General features: G+C 63.6%; 29 protein-coding genes. 18 read left to right on the top strand and 11 right to left on the bottom strand.

Annotated features, from left to right (window positions below):
* Positions 1-62: 62 nt before the first annotated feature.
* The gene (rpoD, locus tag EN808_RS16035) at positions 63-2,087 is read left to right on the top strand and encodes an RNA polymerase sigma factor RpoD (RefSeq protein WP_127278332.1); all 2,025 of its coding nucleotides are present in this window, start codon (positions 63-65) and stop codon (positions 2,085-2,087) included.
* 59 nt (positions 2,088-2,146) lie between these two features.
* On the opposite strand, the gene EN808_RS16040 is transcribed toward rpoD, so the two are convergent.
* Positions 2,147-3,205 (bottom strand): TauD/TfdA family dioxygenase, encoded by a 1,059-nt coding sequence (locus EN808_RS16040; protein WP_135916347.1) that lies wholly within the window; start codon positions 3,203-3,205, stop codon positions 2,147-2,149.
* A 281-nt stretch (positions 3,206-3,486) separates the two neighbouring features.
* Here EN808_RS16040 and EN808_RS16045 point away from each other — a divergent pair, with 281 nt between their 5' ends.
* The 5 genes from EN808_RS16045 (at position 3,487) to EN808_RS16065 (ending at position 6,559) form a co-directional block, all read left to right on the top strand.
* Positions 3,487-3,780, top strand: a complete 294-nt coding sequence (locus EN808_RS16045; RefSeq protein ID WP_127280454.1) for a GYD domain-containing protein — start codon at positions 3,487-3,489, stop codon at positions 3,778-3,780.
* A gap of 125 nt (positions 3,781-3,905) precedes the next feature.
* Positions 3,906-4,172, top strand: a complete 267-nt coding sequence (locus tag EN808_RS16050) for a DUF333 domain-containing protein (protein ID WP_127280453.1) — start codon at positions 3,906-3,908, stop codon at positions 4,170-4,172.
* Between the two features lie 78 nt (positions 4,173-4,250).
* Entirely contained in the window at positions 4,251-5,315 is a 1,065-nt protein-coding gene (locus tag EN808_RS16055; RefSeq protein ID WP_135916348.1) for a DMT family transporter, read from the top strand.
* A 3-nt stretch (positions 5,316-5,318) separates the two neighbouring features.
* Positions 5,319-5,699, top strand: a complete 381-nt coding sequence (locus tag EN808_RS16060) for a DCC1-like thiol-disulfide oxidoreductase family protein (protein ID WP_135916349.1) — start codon at positions 5,319-5,321, stop codon at positions 5,697-5,699.
* 164 nt (positions 5,700-5,863) lie between these two features.
* Positions 5,864-6,559, top strand: a complete 696-nt coding sequence (locus EN808_RS16065; protein WP_135916350.1) for a PadR family transcriptional regulator — start codon at positions 5,864-5,866, stop codon at positions 6,557-6,559.
* Positions 6,560-6,640: 81 nt separating this feature from the next.
* Here the strand turns inward: EN808_RS16065 and EN808_RS16070 are convergent, their stop codons facing one another.
* On the bottom strand, positions 6,641-6,901 hold the full coding sequence (locus EN808_RS16070; RefSeq protein WP_127280449.1) for a YiaA/YiaB family inner membrane protein: 261 nt from the start codon (positions 6,899-6,901) through the stop codon (positions 6,641-6,643).
* 64 nt (positions 6,902-6,965) lie between these two features.
* On the bottom strand, positions 6,966-7,643 hold the full coding sequence (locus tag EN808_RS16075; RefSeq protein WP_135916351.1) for a PspA/IM30 family protein: 678 nt from the start codon (positions 7,641-7,643) through the stop codon (positions 6,966-6,968).
* 179 nt (positions 7,644-7,822) lie between these two features.
* On the opposite strand from EN808_RS16075, the gene EN808_RS16080 reads away from it, so the two are divergent.
* Both EN808_RS16080 and EN808_RS16085 read left to right on the top strand, forming a co-directional pair.
* Positions 7,823-8,464: a TetR/AcrR family transcriptional regulator gene (locus EN808_RS16080; protein WP_135916352.1), complete on the top strand. Its 642-nt coding sequence runs from the start codon at positions 7,823-7,825 to the stop codon at positions 8,462-8,464.
* Positions 8,465-8,508: 44 nt separating this feature from the next.
* Positions 8,509-8,802 (top strand): HlyU family transcriptional regulator, encoded by a 294-nt coding sequence (locus EN808_RS16085; RefSeq protein WP_127278827.1) that lies wholly within the window; start codon positions 8,509-8,511, stop codon positions 8,800-8,802.
* A gap of 37 nt (positions 8,803-8,839) precedes the next feature.
* Here the strand turns inward: EN808_RS16085 and EN808_RS16090 are convergent, their stop codons facing one another.
* Together EN808_RS16090 and EN808_RS16095 are read right to left on the bottom strand one after the other, a co-directional pair.
* Entirely contained in the window at positions 8,840-9,727 is an 888-nt protein-coding gene (locus tag EN808_RS16090; protein WP_135916353.1) for a hypothetical protein, read from the bottom strand.
* Between the two features lie 94 nt (positions 9,728-9,821).
* Positions 9,822-10,856: a class I SAM-dependent methyltransferase gene (locus EN808_RS16095; protein ID WP_127278825.1), complete on the bottom strand. Its 1,035-nt coding sequence runs from the start codon at positions 10,854-10,856 to the stop codon at positions 9,822-9,824.
* 286 nt (positions 10,857-11,142) lie between these two features.
* On the opposite strand from EN808_RS16095, the gene EN808_RS16100 reads away from it, so the two are divergent.
* On the top strand, positions 11,143-13,149 hold the full coding sequence (locus EN808_RS16100) for an EAL domain-containing protein (RefSeq protein WP_135916354.1): 2,007 nt from the start codon (positions 11,143-11,145) through the stop codon (positions 13,147-13,149).
* 145 nt (positions 13,150-13,294) lie between these two features.
* Here EN808_RS16100 and EN808_RS16105 read toward each other — a convergent pair whose 3' ends face one another.
* Both EN808_RS16105 and EN808_RS16110 read right to left on the bottom strand, forming a co-directional pair.
* Positions 13,295-14,497, bottom strand: coding sequence for an MFS transporter (locus tag EN808_RS16105; RefSeq protein ID WP_135882324.1), 1,203 nt, complete (start codon positions 14,495-14,497; stop codon positions 13,295-13,297).
* 228 nt (positions 14,498-14,725) lie between these two features.
* Positions 14,726-15,184, bottom strand: a complete 459-nt coding sequence (locus EN808_RS16110) for an Lrp/AsnC family transcriptional regulator (RefSeq protein WP_015316228.1) — start codon at positions 15,182-15,184, stop codon at positions 14,726-14,728.
* A gap of 171 nt (positions 15,185-15,355) precedes the next feature.
* Between EN808_RS16110 and EN808_RS16115 the strand changes: the two genes are divergently transcribed.
* Complete coding sequence (locus tag EN808_RS16115) at positions 15,356-16,090, top strand: AzlC family ABC transporter permease (protein ID WP_135916355.1); 735 nt, start codon at positions 15,356-15,358, stop codon at positions 16,088-16,090.
* Positions 16,087-16,386 (top strand): AzlD family protein, encoded by a 300-nt coding sequence (locus tag EN808_RS16120; RefSeq protein WP_135882326.1) that lies wholly within the window; start codon positions 16,087-16,089, stop codon positions 16,384-16,386. Before EN808_RS16115 ends, EN808_RS16120 begins: the two co-directional genes overlap by 4 nt.
* 54 nt (positions 16,387-16,440) lie before the next feature.
* Here EN808_RS16120 and EN808_RS16125 read toward each other — a convergent pair whose 3' ends face one another.
* Positions 16,441-17,073: an FMN-dependent NADH-azoreductase gene (locus EN808_RS16125; protein WP_135867284.1), complete on the bottom strand. Its 633-nt coding sequence runs from the start codon at positions 17,071-17,073 to the stop codon at positions 16,441-16,443.
* Between the two features lie 109 nt (positions 17,074-17,182).
* Here EN808_RS16125 and EN808_RS16130 point away from each other — a divergent pair, with 109 nt between their 5' ends.
* Positions 17,183-18,145 (top strand): LysR family transcriptional regulator, encoded by a 963-nt coding sequence (locus EN808_RS16130; RefSeq protein ID WP_135916356.1) that lies wholly within the window; start codon positions 17,183-17,185, stop codon positions 18,143-18,145.
* 42 nt (positions 18,146-18,187) lie between these two features.
* Here the strand turns inward: EN808_RS16130 and EN808_RS36335 are convergent, their stop codons facing one another.
* The gene (locus EN808_RS36335) at positions 18,188-18,286 is read right to left on the bottom strand and encodes a putative RiPP precursor (RefSeq protein ID WP_189343773.1); all 99 of its coding nucleotides are present in this window, start codon (positions 18,284-18,286) and stop codon (positions 18,188-18,190) included.
* Positions 18,287-18,462: 176 nt separating this feature from the next.
* Here EN808_RS36335 and EN808_RS16135 point away from each other — a divergent pair, with 176 nt between their 5' ends.
* From EN808_RS16135 to EN808_RS16145, 3 genes are all read left to right on the top strand, one after another.
* Complete coding sequence (locus EN808_RS16135; protein ID WP_127870067.1) at positions 18,463-19,044, top strand: TetR/AcrR family transcriptional regulator; 582 nt, start codon at positions 18,463-18,465, stop codon at positions 19,042-19,044.
* Between the two features lie 76 nt (positions 19,045-19,120).
* Complete coding sequence (gene fabF, locus EN808_RS16140) at positions 19,121-20,389, top strand: beta-ketoacyl-ACP synthase II (RefSeq protein WP_135916357.1); 1,269 nt, start codon at positions 19,121-19,123, stop codon at positions 20,387-20,389.
* A 103-nt stretch (positions 20,390-20,492) separates the two neighbouring features.
* Entirely contained in the window at positions 20,493-21,308 is an 816-nt protein-coding gene (locus tag EN808_RS16145; protein ID WP_135916358.1) for an oxidoreductase, read from the top strand.
* Between the two features lie 44 nt (positions 21,309-21,352).
* Here EN808_RS16145 and EN808_RS16150 read toward each other — a convergent pair whose 3' ends face one another.
* Complete coding sequence (locus tag EN808_RS16150; RefSeq protein WP_135916359.1) at positions 21,353-21,946, bottom strand: TetR/AcrR family transcriptional regulator; 594 nt, start codon at positions 21,944-21,946, stop codon at positions 21,353-21,355.
* Positions 21,947-22,012: 66 nt separating this feature from the next.
* Between EN808_RS16150 and EN808_RS16155 the strand changes: the two genes are divergently transcribed.
* A complete protein-coding gene (locus tag EN808_RS16155) occupies positions 22,013-22,438 on the top strand; it encodes a VOC family protein (RefSeq protein ID WP_135882332.1) in 426 nt (141 codons plus the stop codon).
* A gap of 9 nt (positions 22,439-22,447) precedes the next feature.
* Here EN808_RS16155 and EN808_RS16160 read toward each other — a convergent pair whose 3' ends face one another.
* Positions 22,448-23,398, bottom strand: a complete 951-nt coding sequence (locus EN808_RS16160) for a trypsin-like peptidase domain-containing protein (protein WP_135916360.1) — start codon at positions 23,396-23,398, stop codon at positions 22,448-22,450.
* A 170-nt stretch (positions 23,399-23,568) separates the two neighbouring features.
* On the opposite strand from EN808_RS16160, the gene EN808_RS16165 reads away from it, so the two are divergent.
* Together EN808_RS16165 and EN808_RS16170 are read left to right on the top strand one after the other, a co-directional pair.
* The gene (locus tag EN808_RS16165; protein ID WP_135916361.1) at positions 23,569-24,441 is read left to right on the top strand and encodes a S1C family serine protease; all 873 of its coding nucleotides are present in this window, start codon (positions 23,569-23,571) and stop codon (positions 24,439-24,441) included.
* 8 nt (positions 24,442-24,449) lie between these two features.
* Positions 24,450-25,082, top strand: coding sequence for a helix-turn-helix transcriptional regulator (locus EN808_RS16170; protein ID WP_135867290.1), 633 nt, complete (start codon positions 24,450-24,452; stop codon positions 25,080-25,082).
* Positions 25,083-25,235: the final 153 nt, after the last annotated feature.

Here is a 25,235-nt window from a genome sequence, read left to right on the forward strand (position 1 = left end):
ATTTGACTGGTCCGACAGCTTACGCGGCCCCGATGGCCGGCCGCTAGGAGAAGATAAAGACTATGGCGACAAAGGAAAAGGAAGAGGTCGAGACCGAACGCGAAGGCGCCACCGATGGGCCCTTGCTCGACCTTTCCGATGATGCTGTCAAGAAGATGATCAAGGCCGCCAAGAAGCGCGGCTATGTCACCATGGACGAGCTGAATTCGGTGCTGCCTTCCGAGGAAGTGACCTCCGAGCAGATCGAGGACACGATGGCGATGCTGTCCGACATGGGCATCAACGTCGTCGAGGATGACGAGCAGGGCGAAGAGGCCGAGGCGGGCGACACGGCCGCCGATGCCGAGGAAGACGCCAACGAGCTGGCCGAGCAGACTGGCACCGCCGTCGCCGCCACCACGACCAAGAAAGAGCCGACCGACCGCACCGACGATCCGGTGCGCATGTATCTGCGCGAAATGGGTTCGGTCGAGCTCCTGTCGCGCGAAGGCGAAATCGCCATCGCCAAGCGCATCGAGGCCGGCCGCGAGACGATGATCGCGGGGTTGTGCGAAAGCCCGCTGACCTTCCAGGCCATCATCATCTGGCGCGACGAGCTCAACGAATCCAAGATCCTGCTGCGCGAGATCATCGATCTCGAAGCCACCTATGCCGGCCCCGAAGCCAAGCAGGCCCCCGTTGTCGAACGCATCGAGGAAGCGCCCAAGGCCGAGGAAAAGCCGCGCCGCGGACGCGACGATGAAGACGACGTCACCAATGTCGGCGCCGACACGCGCGGCATCGGCGACGACGACGAGGAAGACGAGGACGAGGCGAGCCTGTCGCTGGCGGCGATGGAAGCGGAACTGCGCCCGCAGGTGATGGAGACGCTCGACGTCATCGCCGACACCTATAAGAAGCTGCGCAAGCTGCAGGACCAGCAGGTCGAGAACCGTCTGGCCGCCGCCGGTACGCTGTCGCCCAGCCAGGACCGCCGGCTGAAGGAACTGAAGGACCAGCTGATCAAGGCGGTGAAGTCGCTGTCGCTCAACACGGCGCGCATCGAGGCGCTGGTCGAGCAGCTCTACGACATCAACAAGCGCCTGGTGCAGAACGAAGGCAAGCTTTTGCGCCTTGCCGAAAGTTATGGCGTGCGCCGCGAGGAGTTCCTGAAGGAATATCAGGGCTCCGAGCTCGATCCGAACTGGACGCGTTCGATCGCCAATCTGACCTCGCGCGGCTGGAAGGAATTCACCAAGAACGAGAAGGATGCGATCAAGGACCTGCGCGCCGAGATCCAGCACCTGGCCACCGAAACGGCGATCTCGATCCTGGAATTCCGCAAGATCGTCAACCAGGTGCAGAAGGGCGAGCGCGAAGCCGCGATCGCCAAGAAGGAAATGGTCGAGGCCAATCTGCGCCTCGTCATCTCCATCGCCAAGAAATACACCAATCGCGGCCTGCAGTTCCTCGACCTGATCCAGGAAGGCAATATCGGCCTGATGAAGGCGGTCGATAAGTTCGAATACCGCCGCGGCTACAAGTTCTCGACCTACGCGACATGGTGGATCCGGCAGGCGATCACGCGTTCGATCGCCGACCAGGCCCGCACCATCCGCATTCCGGTGCACATGATCGAGACGATCAACAAGATCGTGCGCACCTCGCGCCAGATGCTGCACGAGATCGGCCGCGAGCCGACGCCAGAGGAACTGGCCGAAAAGCTTGCCATGCCGCTCGAAAAAGTGCGCAAGGTGTTGAAGATCGCCAAGGAGCCGATCTCGCTCGAAACGCCTGTCGGCGACGAGGAGGATTCGCATCTGGGCGACTTCATCGAGGACAAGATGGCGATCCTGCCGATCGACGCCGCGATCCAGGCCAATCTGCGCGAGACCACCACGCGCGTTTTGGCCTCACTGACGCCGCGCGAGGAGCGCGTGCTCAGAATGCGCTTCGGCATCGGCATGAACACCGACCACACGCTGGAAGAAGTCGGCCAGCAGTTCTCGGTCACCCGCGAGCGTATCCGCCAGATCGAAGCCAAGGCGCTGCGCAAGCTCAAGCATCCGAGCCGCAGCCGCAAGCTGCGCAGCTTCCTGGACAGCTGAGTTCATTTTTGTCGCGAAGAGTTAAGGGCGCCGGTTGGCGCCCTTTTTCGTTTCAGGCGTCAAAGCAACGGCACGTTCAGCCGAGCGCCCTTGACGATGATGCCGCCCCGGTTGCCGATCTCGATGGAGCCATAACGCTGCCTGAAGCATTCAGGCAGCGGACGGTCGCCGGGGACCGACAGCCACAGGCGCAGCATATGACGCCGCTTGGCCGGATCCGGCCAATCGCGAAAGCCCATGCGGTCGTGAAGCAGCGAATGATTGTAGACGAACTGCATGTCGCCGGGCCGTAGCCGCATCGACAGGTTTAGCAGGGGTTCATTGGCGAGGCTGTCGAAGAGATCCAGCGCTTCGACATGGGCGGCGGTGAGTCGCATGGCATCGGGGAAGCGTTGCGCGCTGTCGATGTACTGGCGCTGATAGATGCCGGTCAGCAGTCCGGCATGCCAGTTGAGCACCGGGATTTCGAAATAGGGCTTTTGCCCTTCCGGTATTTCGCCGCGCCGGTCGGTGGCGATCGGATCAAACAGCATGCGGACGAGATCAGGCCGTCTCTTTCGCATCTCGTTGTAGATCGTCACCGTGCTGACCAGCAGGGACTCGCCGCCTTGCATGGCGTCTTGCAGGCAGAGCAGGCCGACGACATCGGCGGAATCGGTGTGAAATGTCTGGCGCTCCGCCGTCTGGTAGATGCGCGTCCTGGTGTCCCTGGCGTCGGCGCCGATGTCGCGGACATGGCCGAGGATGTGGCCCTGGGCATTCTGGGACCGCGCGCTACCCAGATGGGCGCCAACCCCGCAGAAGATCGTTGCCGCCATCTCGGCGGAATATCTTTCGACCGGGAGACCGCGCAGCACCTCGAAGCCGATGCCTGCGATCAGTTTTTCCCGAAGGGCGGCAAGATGGCCGCCCAGACGAGGCAAGGGGAAAACCGCCTTGGTCAGGCCGCCGATATCATGCGAGCCGGCAAGGAAGCTGGTTGCGGCGGCTTCCAACTCCGCCACGTCCTGCGGCTCCAGTTCGACGAGCCATGTCTCGGGATGCCTGGCCATATCCTCGCCGATCCATGCGGCGGGAATGTCGATCTGTACCGGTGGCAGGTCTGTTGTCTCGCGCATGAAGCTCTCCGGCGGCTGGACGGGCCTCGGACGTTTTGCCGGGCTGACGCCACGACGGAGATTGCCGCAATCAAGCGGGTTTTCAAACAGGGCTTCAACTGGCCGCGCTCACTGCAATGGGGCCGGCGCGGTAGTGCTTGCAGGACGTCGGCAGCGGGAGGATAATCCGACGTCGGATGCATTTTTCGGGCGACAACCCCGGAAGCCCGCCCCGGTCGAGACCGTGTCGACAGACCAACGGCCTCGTTGCCGTGCTCCGTGGCCCCGGAGGGAGGTGTGCCATGACAAGCTACATCGTGCTGATGAACTGGACCGAGCAGGGCGCCAAAAATTTGCGCGAGTCACCGAAGCGGCTCGACGCCGCCAGGAAGCAATTGGGTGAGATGGGTGGATCGTTCAAGGCGTTCTACCTGACCATGGGCGAGTACGACATGGTGGCGGTGGTCGAGGCGCCCGACGACGCGATCCTGGCGCGTTTCTCGCTGATGCTGGCGGCAGCCGGCAACATCAGGACGCGGACGATGAAGGCCTTCCCCGAATTCGCCTATCGCGAGATCATCACCTCACTTGGATAATAAGGTTTCCGACGGCCGGATCAGGTGCCGCCTAAGGGCACCTGATCCGGCGTTCCGACAAATCTGACATCTGCCTCGGGACAGGACGCCTGGCCATGGTAGACATGCGGCCAGGAGAGATCGCGATGAACATTTTTTCGACACCGGCCATCGGCCTTGCCTTGATATCCATGATGCCCGTCGATGCCGGCGCCGCGCAAAAATCGGTCGCCATGGCCAATCCGGCATCGGTCCATTGCGGTGCGATCGGCGGCCGCTTCGTGGTCAGGAAGGACAAGGCCGGCAACGAATACGGGTTTTGCCGCCTGCCCAATGGACGCCTGTGCGAGGAGTGGGCGCTGTTTCGCGACAACAAATGCGTCGGGCCGAAGGCCGCGATGCGTCGGAACTGACGCGTCTGTTGGAAGCGGCGCAAGCCGTGTCGTGCGGTCCCGTCGATGACATGGCGCGCCGCCGTGATAGGGTGAGCCATGTCCGAAGCACAGTCCCATTCGCATCTGTGGCCAGGCGTGCCGCTTGCCCTTGGCTCGGCCGCCTTGTTCGGCGCGACGCCGCCGCTGTCCAAATTGCTGCTCGGCAGCGTCAGCCCGTTCATGCTGGCGGGTCTGCTGTATCTCGGCGCCGGCATTGGCCTGGCGCTCTACCGGCTCTTGCGCGGCAGGCAAGCCGGCGCCGGCGAAGCGCGCCTGGCCGCCGGGGATATTCCGTGGCTGGCGCTGGCGATCGGCATGGGCGGCATCGTCGGGCCGGTTCTCCTGATGTTCGGCCTCACCCTCAACACGGCGTCCAGTTCCGCCCTGCTGCTCAATCTGGAGGGGCTGGCGACGATGGCCATCGCCTGGCTCGTCTATCGCGAGAATGTCGACCGGCGCCTGCTTTTCGGCGCCTTCGCCATCCTGGCGGGCGCGCTGCTGCTGTCCTGGGCGGGGCAAGGCATTGCCTTCAATCTTGGCGCATTGCTTGTCGCGGGGGCCTGCCTGGCATGGGGCCTGGACAACAATTTCACCCGCAAGATATCAGCGGCTGATCCGGTGGCCATCGCCATGCTGAAGGGGTTGGTGGCGGGCGCCGCCAATGTCGGGCTGGCGCTCGCCTCCGGCGCGGCGTTTCCGGCCGCGACCACGGTGATGGCCACGGCCGCGGTCGGTTTCTTCGGCATCGGCGTCAGCCTCGTGATGTTCATCCTGGCGCTGCGGCATCTCGGCACGGCACGCACGGGAGCCTATTATTCGCTCGCTCCCTTCATCGGCGCGTTGCTGGCGATCCTGATGCTGGGCGATGCCGTCACGCTCAAGCTCGGCATTGCGGGCCTGCTGATGGGGGTTGGCCTGTGGCTGCATCTGTCCGAGCGTCATGATCACGAGCACGACCATGAAGCGCTGGAGCACGAGCACAGCCATGTGCATGACGAGCATCACCAGCATCATCATGACGGGCCGGTCAGCGAGCCGCATTCGCACTGGCACCGGCATGCGCCGCTGCGTCACAAGCATCCGCACTATCCCGACCTGCACCATCGGCACGATCACGGCTGACCGATGCCAGGGCCAGCGCTGACCGTCTGGTACAACACGCGCTGCCCGGTCTGCGATGCCGGCATCAGCCGGCAGAAGCGGCGGTTGATCGAGGCGGTCAAGGCCGGGCGGATCGCGTTTCGCGACATCAACCTGGAGCCCGATGCGCTGTCGTCGCATGGCGCCTCGCTGGAGGATATCCGCCGCCGGCTGCATGCGACCGATGCCGACGGTGGATTGCTCGTTGGCGCCGACGTCGCGATCGCGGTCTGGCTGGCAACGCCGGGCGAGGGCTGGCTGGCGAGCCTGTTCGGCAATCGGCTCGTGCTGCCGCTGACCCACCTTGCCTATGATCGCTTCGCCGATCTGCTCTACGGCTGGAATCGGCGCAAGGGCCACTGGTAGCCTACCTCCATTCACACACCATCCAACCTCACCGGGGCCTGAAGCGTCGAACGCCATGGATGTCGCTTGGCTCATGACCAGATACATCGTAAGATATATCTTGACTCAGCAGTTTGTGTGCCTAACTAAGATATATCGTAAGATAGAACTCAGGGAGCAATCAAATGCACAAGCACAATTTCGGGCACAATCACTCAGACCATCGTAATTTCGGCGAGCGCATGTTCATGCACATGGCCGGCAAGTTCGGTGGCAGAGGCGGCGGCGGCTTCGGTCCGTTCGGGGGCAGGGGCGGCGGGCGCGGTGGCCCGGGCGACTTCTTTCGCGCCGGGCGGATGCTCGCCGATGGCGACCTCAAGCTGATCACGCTGTCGCTGCTGGCCGAAGCGCCGCGCCATGGCTACGACATCATCAAGGCGCTGGAAGAGCGCACCAGCGGCATCTACAGTCCGAGCCCTGGCGTGGTCTACCCGACGCTGACCTTCCTGGAAGAGGCCGGTTATGCCGTCTCGTCGAGCGAAGGCAACAAGAAGGTGTTTTCGATCACCGAGGCCGGGCAGGCGCATCTGGCCGACAACCGCGAGATGATCGACGGCGTGCTCGAACACCTCGAACGCTTCGGCCGCAAGATGGCCAAGGCGCGCGACTGGTTCGGCTGGAACGATGATGGCGAGGACCGTCGCGGCGGCCGTGGCGGTCGTGGCGAACGCTCGGAAACGCGTGACGAATTCCGCGCCATCCGCCACCGGCTGCGCGCGGCGCTCGGCGACATCGTCGATGCGCCTGCCGAAAAGCAGGCCGAGGCGATCGCCATTCTCGAAGCCGCCGCCGAAGCGCTGGAAGCGCTTACACACCGCTGAGCCAGCAAGACCGGATCTTGCCAGTTAGACCGCAAAAAAGCCCGGGGAGACCCGGGCTTTTGTCGTGGGGCCATGCCGGCATCATTCCTTGCCGACATATTCGCTGATCAGCTTTTCGTTGCGCGCCTTTTCGATCTTGGCGGTGGTCTCGGCGGAGATGCGCTCGTCGGTGCGATACTTGACCAGGTTCACCAGGCTGCCGGTGAGCAGCAGGATGCCCATGCCCCAGTAGCCCTTGGTCGACAAGTCGACGGGCGCCAGCCACAGCGACAGGCCAAGCATGAAGTAGGCGGCGCCGACCGAGACGGTGTTGAACATGATGTAGGTCTGGTTGCTGTTCATGGTCGTGTTTCCTTTGACTGGATCGAAGTTGGGTTTGACAAGGTTATGGTCAGGTCCGAGATATTCAGTTGATGGTCTTCAGGCGTTCCAGCACGTCCCTGGCGCGCACTTTCACCGCCGGACCGTGCCCGGCGTCGGCAAGGCGGTCGCGGATCGCGTCATGACGCAGCTCGCCGTCGATCTCGTCGAGAATGCCGGCCTCCTCGAACGGATCGCTGGCTCCCTTGATGCGGGCCAAAAGCTCCTCGGCGTCGTTTAGGCTCGCCGAATGACCGATCGACCTGACGAGACGCGACTGCGCCTTGCGCTCGGCATCGATGGCCCGGGCCGAGATCATGCCCTGGTTGAGGTCGATGATGCGGCGGTGCGCCCGCTCCACCGAAACGCGCATCCGCAAGGTCTTTTCGCTGAGGCTATGAACCGTGGCACGGCGGACCTCGCGTTCATTTTCCAGTTCGGCGATGGCCGCGGCACCGCTTTCGGCCAGCCCGTTGTTGCCGGCAGCCAGTGCGCTGATCGTGCGTGTCTCCAAGTCGGCGTGGCGGCGGTCGAGATGGTCGAGGCCGGCCTGCTCGGCACGTTGGCGCACGATCAGTGAGGCAAGCGTCTGCTTGGCGGCGGCAAGTCCCGTCTCGGCATCGCGAATGCGCTGTGCCAGAAGGTCGATGGCGAAGCGATCCTTCAGGCCGTCCTCGGCCCGTGCGCTCGCGCCGTCGAGCAATGTTCTGATCAGGCTAAGCATGGTTCTTCTCCCTTCGAAGTTTTGTGAACAATGTTCACGATGCCAACGTAACAGGAAATGAACACTGTTCAAGAGCTTTTTTGAACGCTGTTCACGGTGCGCGGCATATGGTAAACGAAGCGGCATCGGGTCGCGAACAGCAGGCCATCCGCAAGGCGCGCTCATTCAGAAGGAAAAGCATGGCACTGGACAAGGAAGAGGCGGGCGAGCGGGTGCTGGTCATTGCCGAGACGCTGCTCGATGAAGGCGGCATGGACAATCTGAAGGCCAGGACCATCGCCGAGCAGGCGGGCATCTCGGTCGGCTCGGTCTACAATCTGTTTTCCGATCTCGACGGTGTGCACCGCGCCGTCAACATGCGGCTGCTCGACCGGCTGGGTGTCGCGGGGGCGGCGGCGATGGCCGATCTTGGCAGGCGCGGCATCACCGACGTACGCCAACGGCTGATGGCACTGGCCGGCGCCTATGTGCGCTTCGTCGAGGCTCATCCCGGCAGCTGGCCGGCGCTGCTTGCCTTCAACAGGCGGCGTCCGGTGCTGACCGAGCCCGATGTCTATGAGGCGCGGCTCGACCAGTTGTTCGAGATCATCGCCAGTGTCCTTGCCGATGGCGGCTTCGATCTCGACGAGGACACGCGCCGGATCGCAGCGCGAACCCTCTGGTCAAGCGTGCATGGCATCGTCACCAGCGGTTATGCTGCCAGGTCCGTGCGCCGGCAGGCGGACGAGATCGACCAGCAGATCGCGCTCCTCGTCTCCGTCTTCATCAGGGGGCTGGAACGAGGCGGCACATTCGCGCATGCTGGGAAAACAACGTCGTGAATCGCACACCGACGGCGATCGCAGGCGACAAGGAGATTTGAGCGATGTCTTTTCTGAAACGTCTTTTCGGCGGCGGTGGCGGCGAAGCAGCCGAGCCTGCAAGTGCCGCGCCCGCCAAGCAGGTCGAACACAAGGGGTTCACGATCAGCGCCACGCCCTACAAGACCGAGGGCCAGTACCAGACCTGCGGCGTCGTCTCCAAGGAGGTCGATGGCGTGGTGAAGGAGCACAAATTCATCCGCGCCGACCGCTTTGCCGGGCTGGACGATGCCGTCGACATCTCGATCAAGAAGGGCATCCAGCTCGTCGACGAGCAGGGCGAGCGAATTTTCGGCTAGGGCACAAGACGCGCCATACCTTACCGAAGCAGATGCATCAGTTCGTCCGGGATTGAGTGACCGCCGGCGCGGGAGCAACCGTCGGCGTCGGTGCGGCCGTCGCCGGGGGAGTGGCCTTGGCCTCAGATCCACCAATGACATAGCCCGGCTCTTCCGAGTACGAATAGACCTTCGTTACGATGCCTGATTTGAGCGCTTCAGCGTCCCAGACGTTATATAGGCCCTGCGGTGTTGCCAGCCCCATCATGGCGAACACATCGGCGCTGTCGAGGCCCATTTCGTCGAAATAATCGGACATCATCTGCTTCAGCGCCGGATCAGCCACCGTCGAAATTTCATCGAGATTTCTTCTGCCGTTGTGCATTCGGGGTTTGTTCCGGCCGTTCGTTATCTGATGGACGGCGATACGGGCAGTGGCAGCCGCGGCGCGAACCCGGCCTCCGGCCAAGGCCCATGGGCAAGCCGAGAAACAGTACGCCCCGCCAGAATGAACTTCCCCTTCCGACCAGCCGTCCTTAACGATCTTTTCCGGACAGCGCGGAACCAGCATCGGGCAGCCATTCAACTGCGTCCTGCCTATCGCGGTTTCGAGGTTGGCGTCCCGGATCATGTGCCCGATCGCAAGCGCCGCATCCACGTTCCCGCCGCCGGACTGAAACACGATCGGAAGTCTCTGGCCCTTCAGACTCCGCAGAAACTTCTCAAATTGTCTATCTGTATCAGGTTTAATGATACCTTCTGCGGATATCCATTGAATGCAGCTTACATTGCAATCGCCGTTCCGAACCAAAATGAAATTCATAGGCCATTCTTCGGGCGCTTTCTGCTTTGCGGCGCCCGACGAGGTGCCAACCAAGGTCAGCGACGCAAGGAAACCTGCGACAATCAAGCGAAAGACTGCCCGCAAGCCCAGGCGAGTTGCCATGATGGAAACCCCCACAAACAAAAGAAGAACCCTCGAGCACTCCGTCTGAAGCGCTCGAGGTCCTTATATCAGCCGGTGTGCGTTCAGGCTGGTGTTATCCGCGCTTTTGGATGACGCCGTAGAGCACGTTGCGGTTCTCGCCGAAGTACACCTGCGCCTCGACGGTGTTGCGGTCGACGCTGGCATTGATGATGTTCCACATGTCGACCTCCGACCGCAGCAGCAGCACCCAGTCCATGAACGTTTCCCGGTAGCCGGCGTCAGGAGTGCCCTCGGCGTAGTTCGCAAACAGGAATGTCCCGTTCGGCTTCAGCATCTGCAGGCATGTCTTGGTGAGTTTCACGGCGACATTGTGCTGGAGGTAGTCGTAAAGGCCCGACGCATAGATGAGATCGAACTTGCCGAGCTTTTGGCTCCTGGTGAGCACGGTGCGTACCGAGCCGTCGATGGCCTCGACCGCGGTGCCCTGGAAGTCGCGCGCGATCAGTCCGACGCTCTGGGGATCCTGGTCGAGCGCGACCCAGCGCTTGAGGCGGCCCTCGGCCAATGCGGTCGAACGGTTCGCTTCGCGCAGATGGCCGGCCGCGATCGCCAGGACTTCGGTTTCGGGTCCATTCTTGGCCGCGGTTTCATCGACATAGCGGGTCAGCAGATCGCGGCGTTCCCGTGCCGCGACGCATGACGGAACGTTCTGGGTATGGCTGTAAAGCGCCTTGCCGATCTCCGAGGCGCTTGCCACGCTCTCGGCCACGTGCGGGTCACAATAGATGTAGTCGAGCAACTGCGCGTCGCCGGAATACCCCCTGGGCTTGGTGAAGGACCAATGCGTCAGCGGATCCTCGAGAAAGTACTTCTGGAGCGGGTGGTTCTGCACCAGCGGTATCAAGGCTTGCCACACGTCGGGATGGACCTTGGCACGCAGCGCGTTGAGGAGCGACAGCAGGCGGCGAACGATCTCGGCGGGAGATTTTTGCTGCTCGACCTGTTGCTGTGTCGTCTGGAGGATGAGCGCCAGCTCCGCGCGAGCGGTTTCGAACGCTTCGCCGTGATGCTCGGGCTTTCCGCGACGGAGACCGCCGGCGATCGCCTCCGCGGTAATCAGACTCTGGCCGTCAAAGACAGTTTGCACACCAAGGCTCCATAGTTAACAGTCAGTTAACTTATTGCTTAGAATACTCGATTTGCCAATGTCGGCTCGCGGGCATTTTATCGGTATGATTAATTTCCCGCTAACCATGTCAATTCTTTGAGGTTTTTAAGGAGGGGATTCCGGGTTCGAGTTAACGGAAACTTGTCCTGCATCATTGCATTTGATCGCGCGGCAAGACGTGTCGTGCCCAAGGAGTCGGTCTGCGTTGGGGGCAGAAGCTGCAAAAGAATTCGGAACGCGAGATGCCCTTCAGCCGGGATTCGTCGTGAACGAACGCGCGTCGTCCAGAGTGGCAGATGCGGTGGATTCGGAACCGCACGACCCGCGCCAGGAACTGGGGGCCGCTGAACTTCGCATCCTTTACCGGACGGAAGCCCAGGCGAAGCGAAGAAAGGAGGCCAGGCCGGGCCTTTGGATCGCCGTCGTCATCTATGTCTTGTTTTCGGTATCGGATCTGCTGCTGATACCGGATGTCGCGGCCCTTACGATCACGGCCCGCTTCGCTGTCGGACTGACCGCACTGTTGGTTCTGGAAGCACAGCTTCGCCGGGGAGTCGCCACGGACTGGCTTGACGTGACCTGCGCCGGGGCCATCATCTTCGGTTATCTCGGCTGGCTTGGCCCTGCCTCCATGGGCGCGAACAAGGAAAGCGTCGCCTATTACATGGTCTTCGGCACCATCTTCATGATGAGTGCCAATCTTTTCTTCACGTTCCGGTTCAAAGTGTCGATCATAACGTCGACCATAATTTTGTGTATCTTGTATGTGGTGAACTACTTTCTGCCGGCGTCGCTGACATACAAGATGGTATTTGGCACTTTCTACGTTTCGTGCTTCACGTTCACGTCCTATGTGAACTGGAAGCTGAACGAAGAGCGCTACAACGTCTTCCTCAACGCGCTGGAAGCCAAGATCCAGCACAATGAGGCCACCGAGCGCGGCAAGGCCCTGCTCAGGCTGTCACGGACGGATCCGCTTACAGGTCTGGAGAACCGGCGCGCGATCGACGAGAAACTGCGCGACTACTGGAATGACTGGCAAAAGCTTGGCCATGGTTTTGCGGCGATCCTCATCGACGTCGACTTCTTCAAGAAGTTCAACGACTGCTATGGCCATCAGGAAGGCGATCGTTGCCTGATCCAGGTCGCCAATGCGCTCAGCGAGCTGATCAAGCAATATGACGGCTCCATCGGCCGCTATGGCGGTGAGGAATTCATCGTCCTGGCCCGCATGGGCAGGAAAGACCAGGTCGCGGATCTCGCGGAAGCCATTTGCCGCACGGTCGAGAACCTGGCGATCGCGCACGAGTTGCGGCGGGACGGCATCGCGATCGTGACGGCGAGCGTGGGCGCCGCATTCACCAGGAAGCAGACCGCCGCCAAGCTGGAAAAGATCATCCACGAGGCCGATCGAGCGCTCTATCTGGCAAAAGCCAGCGGCCGAAACTGTGTCCGGCTGTTCGATCCGACCGATCCCCAGAGCAGCGACGAGAGCGAGAACCTGGCGGCTTTGCTGAAGATCGCGATCGGCCAGGATCTCGTTTCGCTCGTCTATCAGCCCATCCAGGACGTCGCGTCGGGCAGGGTCGAGGCCGTGGAGGCGCTGATGCGCCTCAAGATGCTGGACGGCACCTTGGTTCCGCCGAGCCTGTTCATTCCCGTCGCGGAGCGAACCGGCGCCATCCTCGAGCTCGGGCGTTGGGCAATAAGGACCGTGTGCGCCGAACTCCTGGCGCAGGATCACGTGCGTGTCGTCAGCGTCAACGTCTCGCCGATCCAGCTCAAGACGCCCGGCTTCGCGACATCGGTCGCCACCATTCTGGGCGAGACCGGCGTGACCGGCAACAGGCTGGCCTTCGAGATCACCGAAGGCCTGGAGATGGAGATGCACTCCGACATCCTGCGCTGCATCAGCGACCTGAAGCTGCTCGGGATCAGGATTTGGCTCGATGATTTCGGGACGGGCTTCGCCGGCCTTTCGTGGCTTCGTCTCATCGATTTCGATACGGTCAAGATCGACCGCTCGTTTCTCCACGACTGCGGCACCCCCAAGGGCATGGCGATGCTGCAGGACATCATCGCGCTGGTCAGAAATCGCGGCCACAAAATCCTGGTCGAAGGGGTGGAGACCGAGGAGCAGATGCTCCTCATGCGCCAGTTCGGCATAGACAAGGTCCAGGGCTTTCATGTCGGCCGCCCGGCTCCGGCCGCGATTTTCCAGGCCAAACGGGCCGTTCAAAAACGGCCGTTCACGGTCCTCAAGTCGGCGTGACGCCGAAGCAGGCGGTGGCTTGACCGGCCATTGGCCCGTCAAGCCCGTTTGTTATCTGGCCGCGATTGCCGCGCGGCCGTGCCTACAGCATGTCGCGGCGAATAGGATTCGCCCGACCTGCTGTAGGCTTCTGATTTTATGCATGTTATGCCGTCTGCAACGTCCTGCGTGGCAGCGGCGGGAAGGCGATGGCTATGCCCGCGGCGCCCAGTCCGATGAGAGCCGAGCCGATGAACAGCCAATGGTAGCTAGCATAGGCGTCGAAGATCATGCCGCCGGCAAGCGGCCCCAGCGCCATGCCGAGGCTGGAGAGCATGGTGGCGGCACCGAACACGGTACCGAGGATGCGCTGGCCGAAATATTCACGCGCCAGCACCGCGTAGAGCGGCATGACGCCGCCATAGGTGGCGCCGAAGATGACGGCCAGCATATAGAACTGGTCGAGCTGGCTGATCGAGAGATAGGCGGCAATGACGATCGCCTGGATCGCCAGCCCGGCGATCAGCACCGGCTTGACGCCCAGCCTGTCGGCAAGCACGCCGTAGAGCAGCCTGCCGCCGAGGCCAGCCAGACCCTCGACACTGTAGATCGAGACAGCGGCCATCGGGGCGACGCCGCACAGCATGGCGTAACTGACCATGTGAAAGATCGGGCCGGAATGGGCCGCGCAGCAGGCGAAGAAGGTCAGCCCCAGCACGATGAATTGCGGCGAGCGCAGCGCCTGCCCGACCGTCAGGCCGGCGCCTTCGGCGACTGGCGCCGCGGCCGCATCGGAGGCGGCGGGCTTCGGCGGCTGGCGCACCAGAAGGACGGCGGGCAATAGGAGCACCCAGGCCAGGAGGCCGATGTCGAACATGGCGGTGCGCCATTCATAGGCCGAAATCAGCCAGCGGGCCAAGGGCGAGATCGTCATCGGCGCCACGCCCATGCCGGCCGAGACCAGCGATACCGCCAGCCCGCGATTGGTGTCGAACCAGCCTGAGGTCAGCGCGATCATGGGCGCGAAGAAGGCGCTGGCCGCAAGCCCGACGAGCACGCCATAGGTGATCTGGAAGGTGAGAAGCGAACCGGCGCGGCTTGCCAGCACCAGCGCCAGCCCGAGCAGCACGGCACCGATCGTCACGACGATGCGGGCGCCGAAGCGGTCGGACAGGGCGCCCCAGGCGAATCCGCCGAGGCCCATTACCAGGAAGTTGAGTGTCATGGCGCTCGAAATGCCCGCGCGCGACCAGTTGGTATCGAGCGCCATGGGTTCGAGGAAGATCGCCAGCGAGAACATGGTGCCGATGGCGACGCAGGACATCAGCGCGCCAGCCGCGACGATGACCCAACGGTAGGAAAGGTTCATGGTTTTCTCCCATGCCGGAACGCAGTCTTGAGGCGGCACGGTCCAGCTTCGCCGTGCCCTTGCGTCCGTAGGACGCCGGCATCGGCGTTCATCCTACAATCCGGTTGCATTTTTTATCCAGTCTGGATGCCCGGATTGCGGCGGTGCCCCGAAATACTGGCTCCCTGGATTTGACCTCCATTTTCGATCGTGCTTTCGAGTTGCAAGCTGCTGCATTCCTGGCTTGTCCTAGATCGGCAGTTCCGACGTGTATTTGATCGTCTGGCTCGGCACGTCGGTCTTGACGTTCTGCACGCCCTTGATGCGGCTGAGATGTTCCGACTGGAAGCGGCGGTAGTCGTCGATGCCGGCTGCCACCACGCGCACCATGGCGTCGCAGTCGCCCAGCATGAGATAGCATTCCATCACTTGCGGCAGCTTGGCCACCTCGGTGGCGAAATGTTCGATCGTGTCCTCGTCCTGCGCCTTCAGCCAGATGCGGGTGAAGAAGGTGAGGCCCTTGCCGATGCTGGCCGGATTGATCACGGCGACATAGCGGTCGATGATGCCGGCTTCCTCCAGCAGCTTGACGCGCCGCAGGCAAGGCGAGGGCGACAGGCCGACCTCATTTGCCAGATCATTGTTGGCCATGCGGCCGTCGCGCTGCAGCGCCCGCAGGATGCGCTTGTCGATGTCGTCGAGCTTCATGGTGTTGAATTCCATTTTCCTGGCAATATGTGACATTGAATGCCAAAATTGGCTCAAGGACAACAATCTTCGCAACCAAATTGCCGAGAAGTGTGGGTATGTTTTGCTCCTGACACCCAAGAAATTTCAAACGCAGGGCAGGGCGGCTGTGAGGCTGGCCTATGGCAGACCATGAGCATTTCACAGGCAGTCGAAGCGGCCGGCAATGGTTCGCAATCCGAGTTCCGTCGTGGTGTGACGTCCTGCGCGCCGGTGCTGGTCGGCACCATTCCCTACGCGCTGGTGCTTGGCGCCCAGGTCACGCAGAAGGGGCTGAGCACGGTCGAGTTATCGATGATGACCGGGTTGAACTTCGCCGGCGGCTCGGAATTCGCGGCGATCCAGCTGTGGACGTCGCCGCCGCATATCCTCCTCATCGTCGCCATCACCTTCCTGGTCAACAGCCGTCATTTGCTGATGGGAGCGGCGCTGGCGCCATTCCTGCGCGAACTGCCGCGGCGCAAGGTTTTCCCGGCGCTGTTCCTCATGTGCGACGAAAGCTGGGCGCTGGGCCTGGCCGACGCCAAGCAGCGCGCCGCCGCGGGCATCGGCCCGGCCTTCAGCCCGCGCTACTATATGGGCGCCGCGCTGGCGATGTATCTCACCTGGGTGGCTTTCACCTCGCTCGGCGCCTTGCTCGGCCCGATGCTGGGCGATGTCGGGACCTATGGTTTCGACATGGCGTTTCCGGCCGTCTTCCTGGTGCTGATGCGCGGCATGTGGAAGAGCGTGGCGGCGGCGCGGCCCTGGCTGGTCAGCCTAGTCGTCGCGGCCCTTGTCTATCTCTTCATTCCCGGCGCCTGGTATGTCGCGGCGGGTGCGGTGTCGGGGCTGCTTGCTGCCTGGTTGATGGCAGGTGATGCATGATCGACATGACAACCCTTTTCACCATCGTGCTGATGGCCGGCGTCACCTATCTCACACGGATCGGCGGCTATGTCGTCCTGCGCAACCGTGTGCTGAGCGCGCGGGCGACCGCGGTGATGGAGGCGGCACCCGGTTGCGTGCTGATCTCGGTCATCGCGCCGGCCTTCGTGTCGCGCAATCCCGCCGACCTTCTGGCGCTGGCCATCACCTTCATCGCCGCGACGCGGCTTTCGATGCTGCCGACCGTGCTGATCGGCGTCGCTTCGGCGGGCCTGCTCAGGCTTTTCATTGGCTAAAACGAAAAAGGCACGCGCGAACGCCTGCCTTTCGAGTTCAGATGATCGCGAGCCTTACGCGGCGGCAGCGGCCTGCTGGCTGGCCACCACGGCATCGACCTTGGCGGTCGCCTTGGCGAGCGCCGCGGTGACCGCGTCGGGCCCCATGCCGACGCCTTCGATGCGGATGACATCGACATCGGTCATGCCGAGGAAGCCGAGCACGCCGCGCAGATAGGGAATGGCGTGATCGAACTGCACGGCCGCGCCCTCGGAATAGATGCCGCCCGAAGCCAGCACGATATAGACCTTCTTGCCGGTGACGAGGCCCTTGGGGCCGTTCTCGCCATAGGCAAAGCTCCGGCCGGAGCGGGCGATGTGGTCGACCCATGACTTCAGCGTCGAGGAGATGTTGAAGTTGATGAAGCCGGTGGCGAGGATCACCGTGTCGGCGGCGAACAACTCGTCGAGCACGACGTCGGAAACGCCCACCACTTCGGCCTGGCGCGGGGTGCGCGCTTCAACCGGGGTGTAGATGCCGGTCGCATAATCGGTATCGATATGCGGCAGCGGGTTGGCGACGAGATCGCGCACGACCAGCGTGTTCGACGGGTCGGCGGCCAGAAGCTTCTGGGCGAATTCGGTGGCGATGCGGGTCGAGTGCGAGGCAGCGCCGCGCGGGCTCGAGGTAACAAGAAGAATGGACATAGCGGGTCTCTCCAGTGGAATGAATTGTCCCGCTCCATATGGGGCTATCGATCCATCAGATAAACTGGTATATTTTCTATATGATCCATCTATCGAATGGATAGGATAAATGCAGCCGAACCCGACCCTCGACCAGCTCCAGATCCTTGTCGCCGTTGCCGACACCGGCAGTTTCTCGGCCGCGGGCCGCAAGCTCAACCGGGCGCAATCCGTCATCAGCTACGGCATCGCCAATCTCGAGGCGCAGCTTGGGCTGAAGCTGTTCGAGCGCGAGGGCACGCGCGAGCCGCTACTGACCGAGATCGGCCGGGCCATGCTGGAAGACGCGCGGCGCATGGTGAGCGTGCTGCAGCGCATCCGCTCACGCGCCGACGGCCACCATCATGGGCTGGAGGCCGAGGTGGCGCTGGCGGTCGACGTGGCATTGCCTTCACCCGTGCTGGTGCGGGTGCTGAAGGCGTTCGAGAAGCAGTTCCCGACCGTGACGCTGCGCCTGCATATCGGCACGCTCGGCCTCATTCCCGATCTCGTCGTCAGCGGCCAGGCGGATCTCGGCATTGGCGGCTTGCTGGGGGATGTCGACGTGCACCTCGTGCGCATCGGCTTCATGTCCCTGGTGCCGGCGGCCGCACCCAACCATCCACTGGCGCTGCTGCCGAAGCCAGTGGCGCTCGAGGATGTGCGCGAGCACACGCAGCTCGTCGTCATTGACCAGTCCGAGCGCACCAAGGGACGCGATTACGGCGTCTTCGCCTATCGCACCTGGCGACTGACCGACATGCGCACCAAGCACATATTGATGCGCGAGGGGCTGGGTTGGGGCGGGCTGCCGCGCTGGCTGATCGCCGACGATCTGGCCAGTGGCCGCCTGGTGGAACTTGATCTCGAACCCTACCAGGAAACGAGCTCGCCCTTGTTTGCCATGCACCGCAACGACCGCAGCCCGAAGCCGGCTGCCGCGTGGCTGATCGACCGCTTCAAGCGCGGGCTCGGCTGCTTCAACGAATTCGAGCCCGGCGAGGTGCCCGAGGACGAGCCGGAGACCCATGGCGCTTCTGGTTCCGGTATCTGACCTGGCAACTCGCAGCCGAACTTCCAGGTCCCGCCGCGGACATCACCGGATCACCGTCACCCCGGAAACCACGATCTGCGCCGTGCGGGCCGTCAATCTCCCACGTCTGCGTAGCGTCGGTTTTTCATAGGTCTTTTTCATCTGTCGGTCCCAATGTAAGCCTCGAGGGATGAGTTGAGCCCTGACATAACGAGATACGAGCGTTCCGGTTGCGTCGCCATTCCATCCTCTGCCGCGGAGGGAGGGATTCAAATTAGATTGCGTTCAAACTCTATCCTTGTTATAGATGTCGAACGAAATCTAAATTGGGAGTCGAGATGCGAGTCAGTCGCACACAGGCGGAAGCAAATCGCGACGCGGTGATCAACGCGGCGAGCCGGCTTTTTCGAGAGCACGGCTTTGACGGTATCGGGCTGAAGGATCTGATGAAGGGTGCCGGGCTGACCCAAGGCGCCTTTTACAAGCAGTTCGACTCCAAGGAGGATCTGGCAGCGCAGGCATCGCGGCGAGCGATGGAACACGCGACCCGCAGATGGTCGGCTGTTGCTGCCGGAAGCCCCGACCCCCTTGAAGCCCTTATCGGGCTCTACCTTTCAACAGGGCATCGCGAAGAGAAGAGCGACGGTTGTCCGATCGTGGCGCTTGGTTCGGACGCGGCGCGCCAAGGCGAGGAGGTCAGGGCGCCATTCCAGGATGGCATTGCAGCCCACCTCGAGGTTCTCGACGAATTGATGCCGGCGGCAAAAGGTCCAAAAACCCATCGCAAGGCCATGGCGATGCTGTCTCTGATGGTAGGTGCCGTGACGATCTCCCGTATCCTCAAGGATGAAGAGATGTCGCAGGGTTTTCTCGATGCCGCCGCCGGCGAAGTCAGGCGAATTGCGGCCGCGCAGGAATAGAGGCGGTTATCGCGACCGGGCGCCCGCGCTGCGCCATCACGCGAACGGATCAAGCAGAATGACAGCTGGAGTAGAGATGCGTCGGATCGTTATTACAGGCATGGGAGCAGTCAGCCCTCTTGGGGCCAGCGTGGCGACGTCCTGGTCCCGGCTCCTGGCTGGCCGCTCGGGCATAAGGAGCCTGCCGGCCGAAATGGTGGGAGACCTGCCGGCGAAGGTCGGCGGAACGGTTCCCTCGTTGCAGGAAGACCCCGAAGCCGGCTTCGATCCAGACACCGTCCTGGCTCCGAAGGAACAGCGCAGGGCGGACCGCTTCATTGTCTTTGCACTGGCGGCGGCGGAAGAGGCGCTGGCCCAGGCGGGGTGGAAGCCGGTCTCGGACGATGACAGGGCCCGCACCGCGACGATCATCGCTTCGGGTGTCGGAGGATTTCCCGCGATAACCGAAGCCGTGCGAACCGTCGACCAGCGCGGTGTTCGGCGTCTCTCGCCGTTCACCGTGCCATCTTTCCTGGTGAACATGGCAGCGGGACAAATTTCGATCCGACACGGGTTCAAGGGTCCGCTCGGCGCTCCGGTGACGGCCTGCGCGGCCGGCATCCAGGCGATCGGCGATGCGGCGCGTCTGATCCGCGCCAATGAGGCCGACATCGCGGTCTGCGGCGGAACGGAAGCCTGCATGAATGCGGTCAGCCTCGGCGGCTTTGCCGCGGCACGCTCCCTTTCGACCTCCTTCAATCACCGTCCCGATCAGGCGTCCCGTCCGTTCGACATGCTGCGAGACGGCTTCGTCATGGGCGAAGGAGCCGGAATCCTGGTCGTCGAGTCCTTGAGCCATGCGCTTGCGCGCGGCGCCAAGCCGCTGGCCGAGCTCGTCGGCTACGGCACGACGGCGGACGCTTATCACATCACGTCCGGACCCGAGGATGGCGACGGTGCGCGCCGGGCTATGGAGATCGCGATCGCCCAAGCCTGCATTTCGGCACGGGAAGTCCGCCATCTCAACGCGCACGCGACCTCCACGCCGGTCGGCGATGCGGGAGAGATCGAGGCGATCAAAAGGGTCTTCGGCGCGGACTTCGGCATAGCGGTCAGCGCAACGAAGTCGGCGACCGGACATCTGCTCGGAGCCGCCGGCGGGCTTGGAGCCATCTTCACGGTGCTGGCGCTCAGGGACCAGGTCGCACCGCCGACCCTCAACCTGAGCGCCCCCGATCCGGCCGGCGACGGGATCGACTTCGTCGCAAACCACGCTCGGCCAATGGAGATGGACTACGCGATCTCCAATGGCTTCGGATTTGGCGGGGTTAACGCCAGTGCGTTGTTCCGGCGCTGGACTGACTAGCCAGCCGGTACGAGCGCCGGAGCGGCCGCCGATGAGCCGCCGGCCCTGGACGACCAGCGGGCCACATTTTCCAAACGCAACCCTGGCCTAAGAAAGAATTTCCATGAACAAAACCAATCTCGGCGTCGCCCTGGTCACCGGGGCGTCCTCCGGCATCGGGCACGCAACGGCCAAGGCCCTGCTCGAGGCGGGCTTTCGCGTGTTCGGAACCAGCCGTCGCGCGGCGGGCGAGAGGACCGACGGCGTCACCATGCTGACCTGCGACGTGACCGATGACGCGTCCGTGGCGAAACTGGTCGATGACGTTCTGGCCAAGGCCGGACGCATCGACCTGCTTGTCAACAATGCCGGGATGGGTCTGTTTGGCGGCGCGGAGGAGTCCTCGACCGCACAGGCCCAGGCACTGTTCGACGTGAACGTCTTCGGCGTGTTGCGCGTGACCAATGCGGTGCTGCCGGCAATGCGGCGCCAGGGAAAGGGCAGGATCGTCAATTTGAGTTCGGTACAAGGGTTCATCCCGGCTCCCTATTTCGCGCTTTATGCGTCGACCAAACATGCCATCGAGGGCTATTCCGAATCACTCGACCACGAACTGCGCCCGTTCGGCATTCGCGTTGCATTGGTCGAGCCCGCCTATACACGCACCTCGTTCGAGGAGAATCTCGCTGCTCCCGATCAGGTGCTTGATATCTATGACTCCGCGCGCGCCGGCATGACCCTAGCCGTGCGGAAATCGATGGAAAACGGCGATGCGCCCGAAGCGGTGGCGGCGACGGTCTTGAAAGCGGCCACCGATCCCGCTCCGAAGAGGCGCTATACGGCGGGAAAGATGGCGCGCCAGGTCAGTCTCCTGCGCCGTTTCGTCCCCGCGACCGCATTCGACAAGAGCCTGCGAAAGCAGCTCGGGTTGCCGGTCTGAGAGGGGGCTTTACTCGTGAACACCGAGCTGACCAGGAACCAACTTCAGGCGCGCGACAGTCCGTCGATCAGCGCCATAAGGACGGCGCGGTAGTCCTCGGCTGATGCGCCCGCCTCGATGGCGAGCGCCGCCCGATCGAAAGCCGAGCCGAGCAGGGCTGTCAGCGCCTCCGCCGGCAGCTTTGTCATCGATCGTGCGCGCATGGCCGCGACAAGGCCTTCACGCAGCGAGCGGTTGCCGTGGCGGTTATCGATGGCATCCATGGCGGCACGGCCGAGTACGGCCGGGCCGTCGAGCAGCAAGAGCCGCGTGCGGCCGGGCGCGCGCATGGCGGTGAGATAGGCTTCTGACCCGGCAATCAGCGCATCGCGGGGGCTGAGCGAAGGCAGGGAGGCGCGGTCGATCTCTTTCGCCACCGCCGCGGCCTCCTGTTCGACCACGGCGGCGAATAGCGCCTGCTTGTCGGCAAAGTGGTGGTAGAGCGCGCCGCGCGTCACGCCGGCGGCGGCGACGATCTCCGGCGTGCCGGTCTCGGCATAGGACTTCTCCGTAAACAGTTGGCGCGCCGCCGCGATCAGGTCGGCGCGTGTCGCCTCGGTGCGGTCGCGGTTCGAGCGGCGTCCGGATTCCTGTTGCATACATGCAGCCTGTATGTTAATCGAATTTACATGCAGACTGTATGTTAATTGGCGGGAGAAGGAAAGATGAAGACGACGAGCTACTATCCGGTGCTGATGACCGGCGATGTCGCCGGCACGGCGGCCTTCTATGTCGAGCATTTCGACTTCCGGGCCCTGTTTACGAGCGACTGGTACGTGCACCTGCGATCGGTGGACAACAGCAGGGTGAACCTCGGCATCGTCCAGGGCGACCACGAGACGGTCCCGGAGGAGGGGCGAGGGCGGACCTCGGGCCTGCTGATCAATTTCGAGGTCAGGGATCCCGATGCGGTCTATGAGCGGATCCTTGCTGCCGGCCTGCCGATCCTGCGCACGCTGCGCGATGAGCCTTTCGGCCAGCGCCACTTCATCACCAAAGACCCCAACGGCGTGCTGATCGACGTCATCAAGCCGATCCCGCCCAGCGAGGAGTTCCTGGCGCAGTATGCGGAAGGCGCGGCGGGGGCTTGAGCGGCCGCCTCAGCTCGCCCTTGCCACCGGTGTCACCGCCACCTGGCTGACGCCGGTGCGGCGCACCACGGTGCACAGCGTCTCGCGGCCGATGCGCTCGGCGTCGAGCATGCGCACGAGGTCGTCGACGCCGGTGACCGGTCGTCCGTCAATGGCGGCGATGATGTCGCCTTCCTTGAGACCCGCCTTGGCCGCCGGGCCGTCCTTCTCGACGCTGCGCAGCCGTACGGCCGTGCTGGTCGAGACCTGCGACAAGAGTGCTGCGCGGCGCGGCAAATTGACGGTGTCGGCGGAGATGCCGATGAAGGCGCGGCGCACGCGGCCGAAGCGGATGATCTCGGAGATGACGAACCTGGCGGTGTTGGAGGCGACGGCGAAGGCGATGCCTTGCGCGCCGTGGATCATGGCGGTGTTGACGCCGATCACCTCGCCCGCCGACGACACCAGCGGCCCGCCGGAATTGCCGGGGTTGAGCGCCGCATCGGTCTGGATGACGTCGTCGATCAGCCTGCCGGTCGAAGCGCGCATCGAGCGGCCGAGCGCCGAGACGACGCCTGACGTGACGGTCCATTCGAAGCCCAGCGGATTGCCTATGGCGATCGCGATCTGGCCGCGCCGCAGCCGCTTGGAATCGCCGAGCGGCGCCACATCGGCGAAGCTGCCGTCGGCGCGCACCAGGGCGATGTCGGTGTCAGGGTCGCGGCCGAGCACGCGGCCCTCGCTGGAAGCGCCGTCCGGCATCGAGACGCGCACCGTCTTGGCATCGCCGACGACATGGAAATTGGTGACGACCAAGCCGTCCGGCGCGATGACGAAGCCCGAGCCATGGCCGCCCGGGCCGCCGATGCGCTCGATGCGGCAGACCGCCGGGCCGATGCGGTCGACGGCGTCGGCTACTGTTTCGGAATAGGCGTCGAGCAAGGTGTCATCGGATTGGATTTTGCGGGCGGCGAGGGCCATCGGTTGGGTTCCGTGTTTTCAGGCTTTTTCGTGACTATATGTGCGGAGCGGCCCGAACCGCCGCGACCTGACCAGATGGCCAGTCGAACCAGCAACTAGCCGTCAGGCGAGTACCTGCAGGCGCGCCGTCGAGCGATATCTGGGACATGCAAGAAACCCAGGAGACCCTTATGAGCGACTTCAATCTGAGCGCGTTTTCAGACGCCATCGCCGATCTGGCCGCCAAGGCCGCCCCCGCAACGGCGAGCTTCACCACCCATCATCACCGCACGGCCAGTGCCTTCCATTGGAGGGACGGTTATTTCGTCACCGCCGAGGAAGCCGTCGAGGCCGGCGAGGAGATCGAACTGACGCTGGCTTCGGGCGAGACAGTGAAGGCCGAGCTGGTCGGTCGCGATCCTTCGACGGGCGTCGCCCTGCTGAAGCCGGCGAATGCGGCCACCGCGCCTGTCCTTGCCAAGGCCGATGCCGTTCGGCCGGGCAACATCGCCATTGCCATCGGCAACAGCCAGGGTTCGGCACTGGCTGTGTCCGGCTCGGTCGGCGAGGTTGGTCCGGCCTGGCGCTCGATGCGCGGCGGCACGATCGACCGGCGCATCAATCTGGCCGTCGGCGCCGGCGGCCGCTTCGAGGGCGGCCCGGTGCTCGACGCCAAGGGCGCGCTGATCGGCATGCTGCTGTTCGGGCCGCGCGGGCGCGCGCTGGTCATGCCGTACGAGACGATCGAACGGGCCGTCGCCACCTTGCGCGAAAAGGGCCATGTCGCGCGCGGCTATCTCGGCGCCGGCCTGCATCCGGTTCGCGACCGCGACGCGCATGGCGCAATGGTGATGAGCCTCGACGACAATGGCCCGGCCAAGGCCGCCGGCCTCTCGCTCGGTGACATCATCGTGGCGTGGAACGGCGAGGCCGTGCATGGTCCGCGCGACCTTATCCGCCGGCTCGGGCCCGACAGCGCGGGCGCTTCGGTGACGTTGGGTGTCGTGCGCGGCGGCGAGCAGCGCGACGTCGTGCTGACTATCGGCGAAAAGCCGCTGAGCTGAGAGGATCGATGGAAACACTCGCCAGCGACCGGATCGGGACCGACAGTGCGGCTTCGCGGCGGCTGGTGGTGCTGATTGCGCTTGCCGATGCCGGACGCGCCGAGCGCCTGGCGGCATCGCTTGCCGCCAGCGACGACCTGTTGCCGATGGTCGTTGGCGGCGGCAGGGCCGACGTTGCGGTCGTCGACGACAGGAGCGGTGATGCCGTGCCGGCCTCGGTGCCACGGGTGCTGCTCTCGGCGCGTGCCAGCGCAGAGCGGCCTGCCGGCGAAGTGTTTGCCGTCATGCCCGCCGGCGCGGACGACCTGCTGATCGCCGCGGCGGCGCGGTTGGCCGCCGCTGGCTACAGCATATCGGGCAATGGCCGCGCGCCCGGACATCGCGAGGATTTCCACGCAGGCGAGCCGTTCGAGGATGAAGTTTTGGACGAGCACGCCGCCCGGCCAGCGCTGTCCCCGCGCGAGGCGGAAGTGCTGGCGCTGCTTGCCGAAGGGGCGCCCAACAAGGTGATCGCGCGGCGGCTCAACATTTCCGTGCACACGGCGAAGTTCCATGTCGCCGCGATCCTGATCAAGCTCGGGGCCGCCAATCGTACGGATGCCATCGCCATTGCGATGCGTCAGGGGCTGGTGCTGGTCTGATATTGCTCAGACGGCCGTTTCGATATCGGTCAGTCGAAGGTTATCGCCCTTGAAAAGCAATGGCATGGCTTCGAGCCTTGCCGTGGCGTAGGCAATGCAGTCACCGAAATTCAGCTCCGCCGGGTGCCATCGGCCTCCGCAGCGTCACCATGG

This window comes from Mesorhizobium sp. M8A.F.Ca.ET.165.01.1.1 (assembly GCF_004792065.1).
GTDB lineage: Bacteria > Pseudomonadota > Alphaproteobacteria > Rhizobiales > Rhizobiaceae > Mesorhizobium.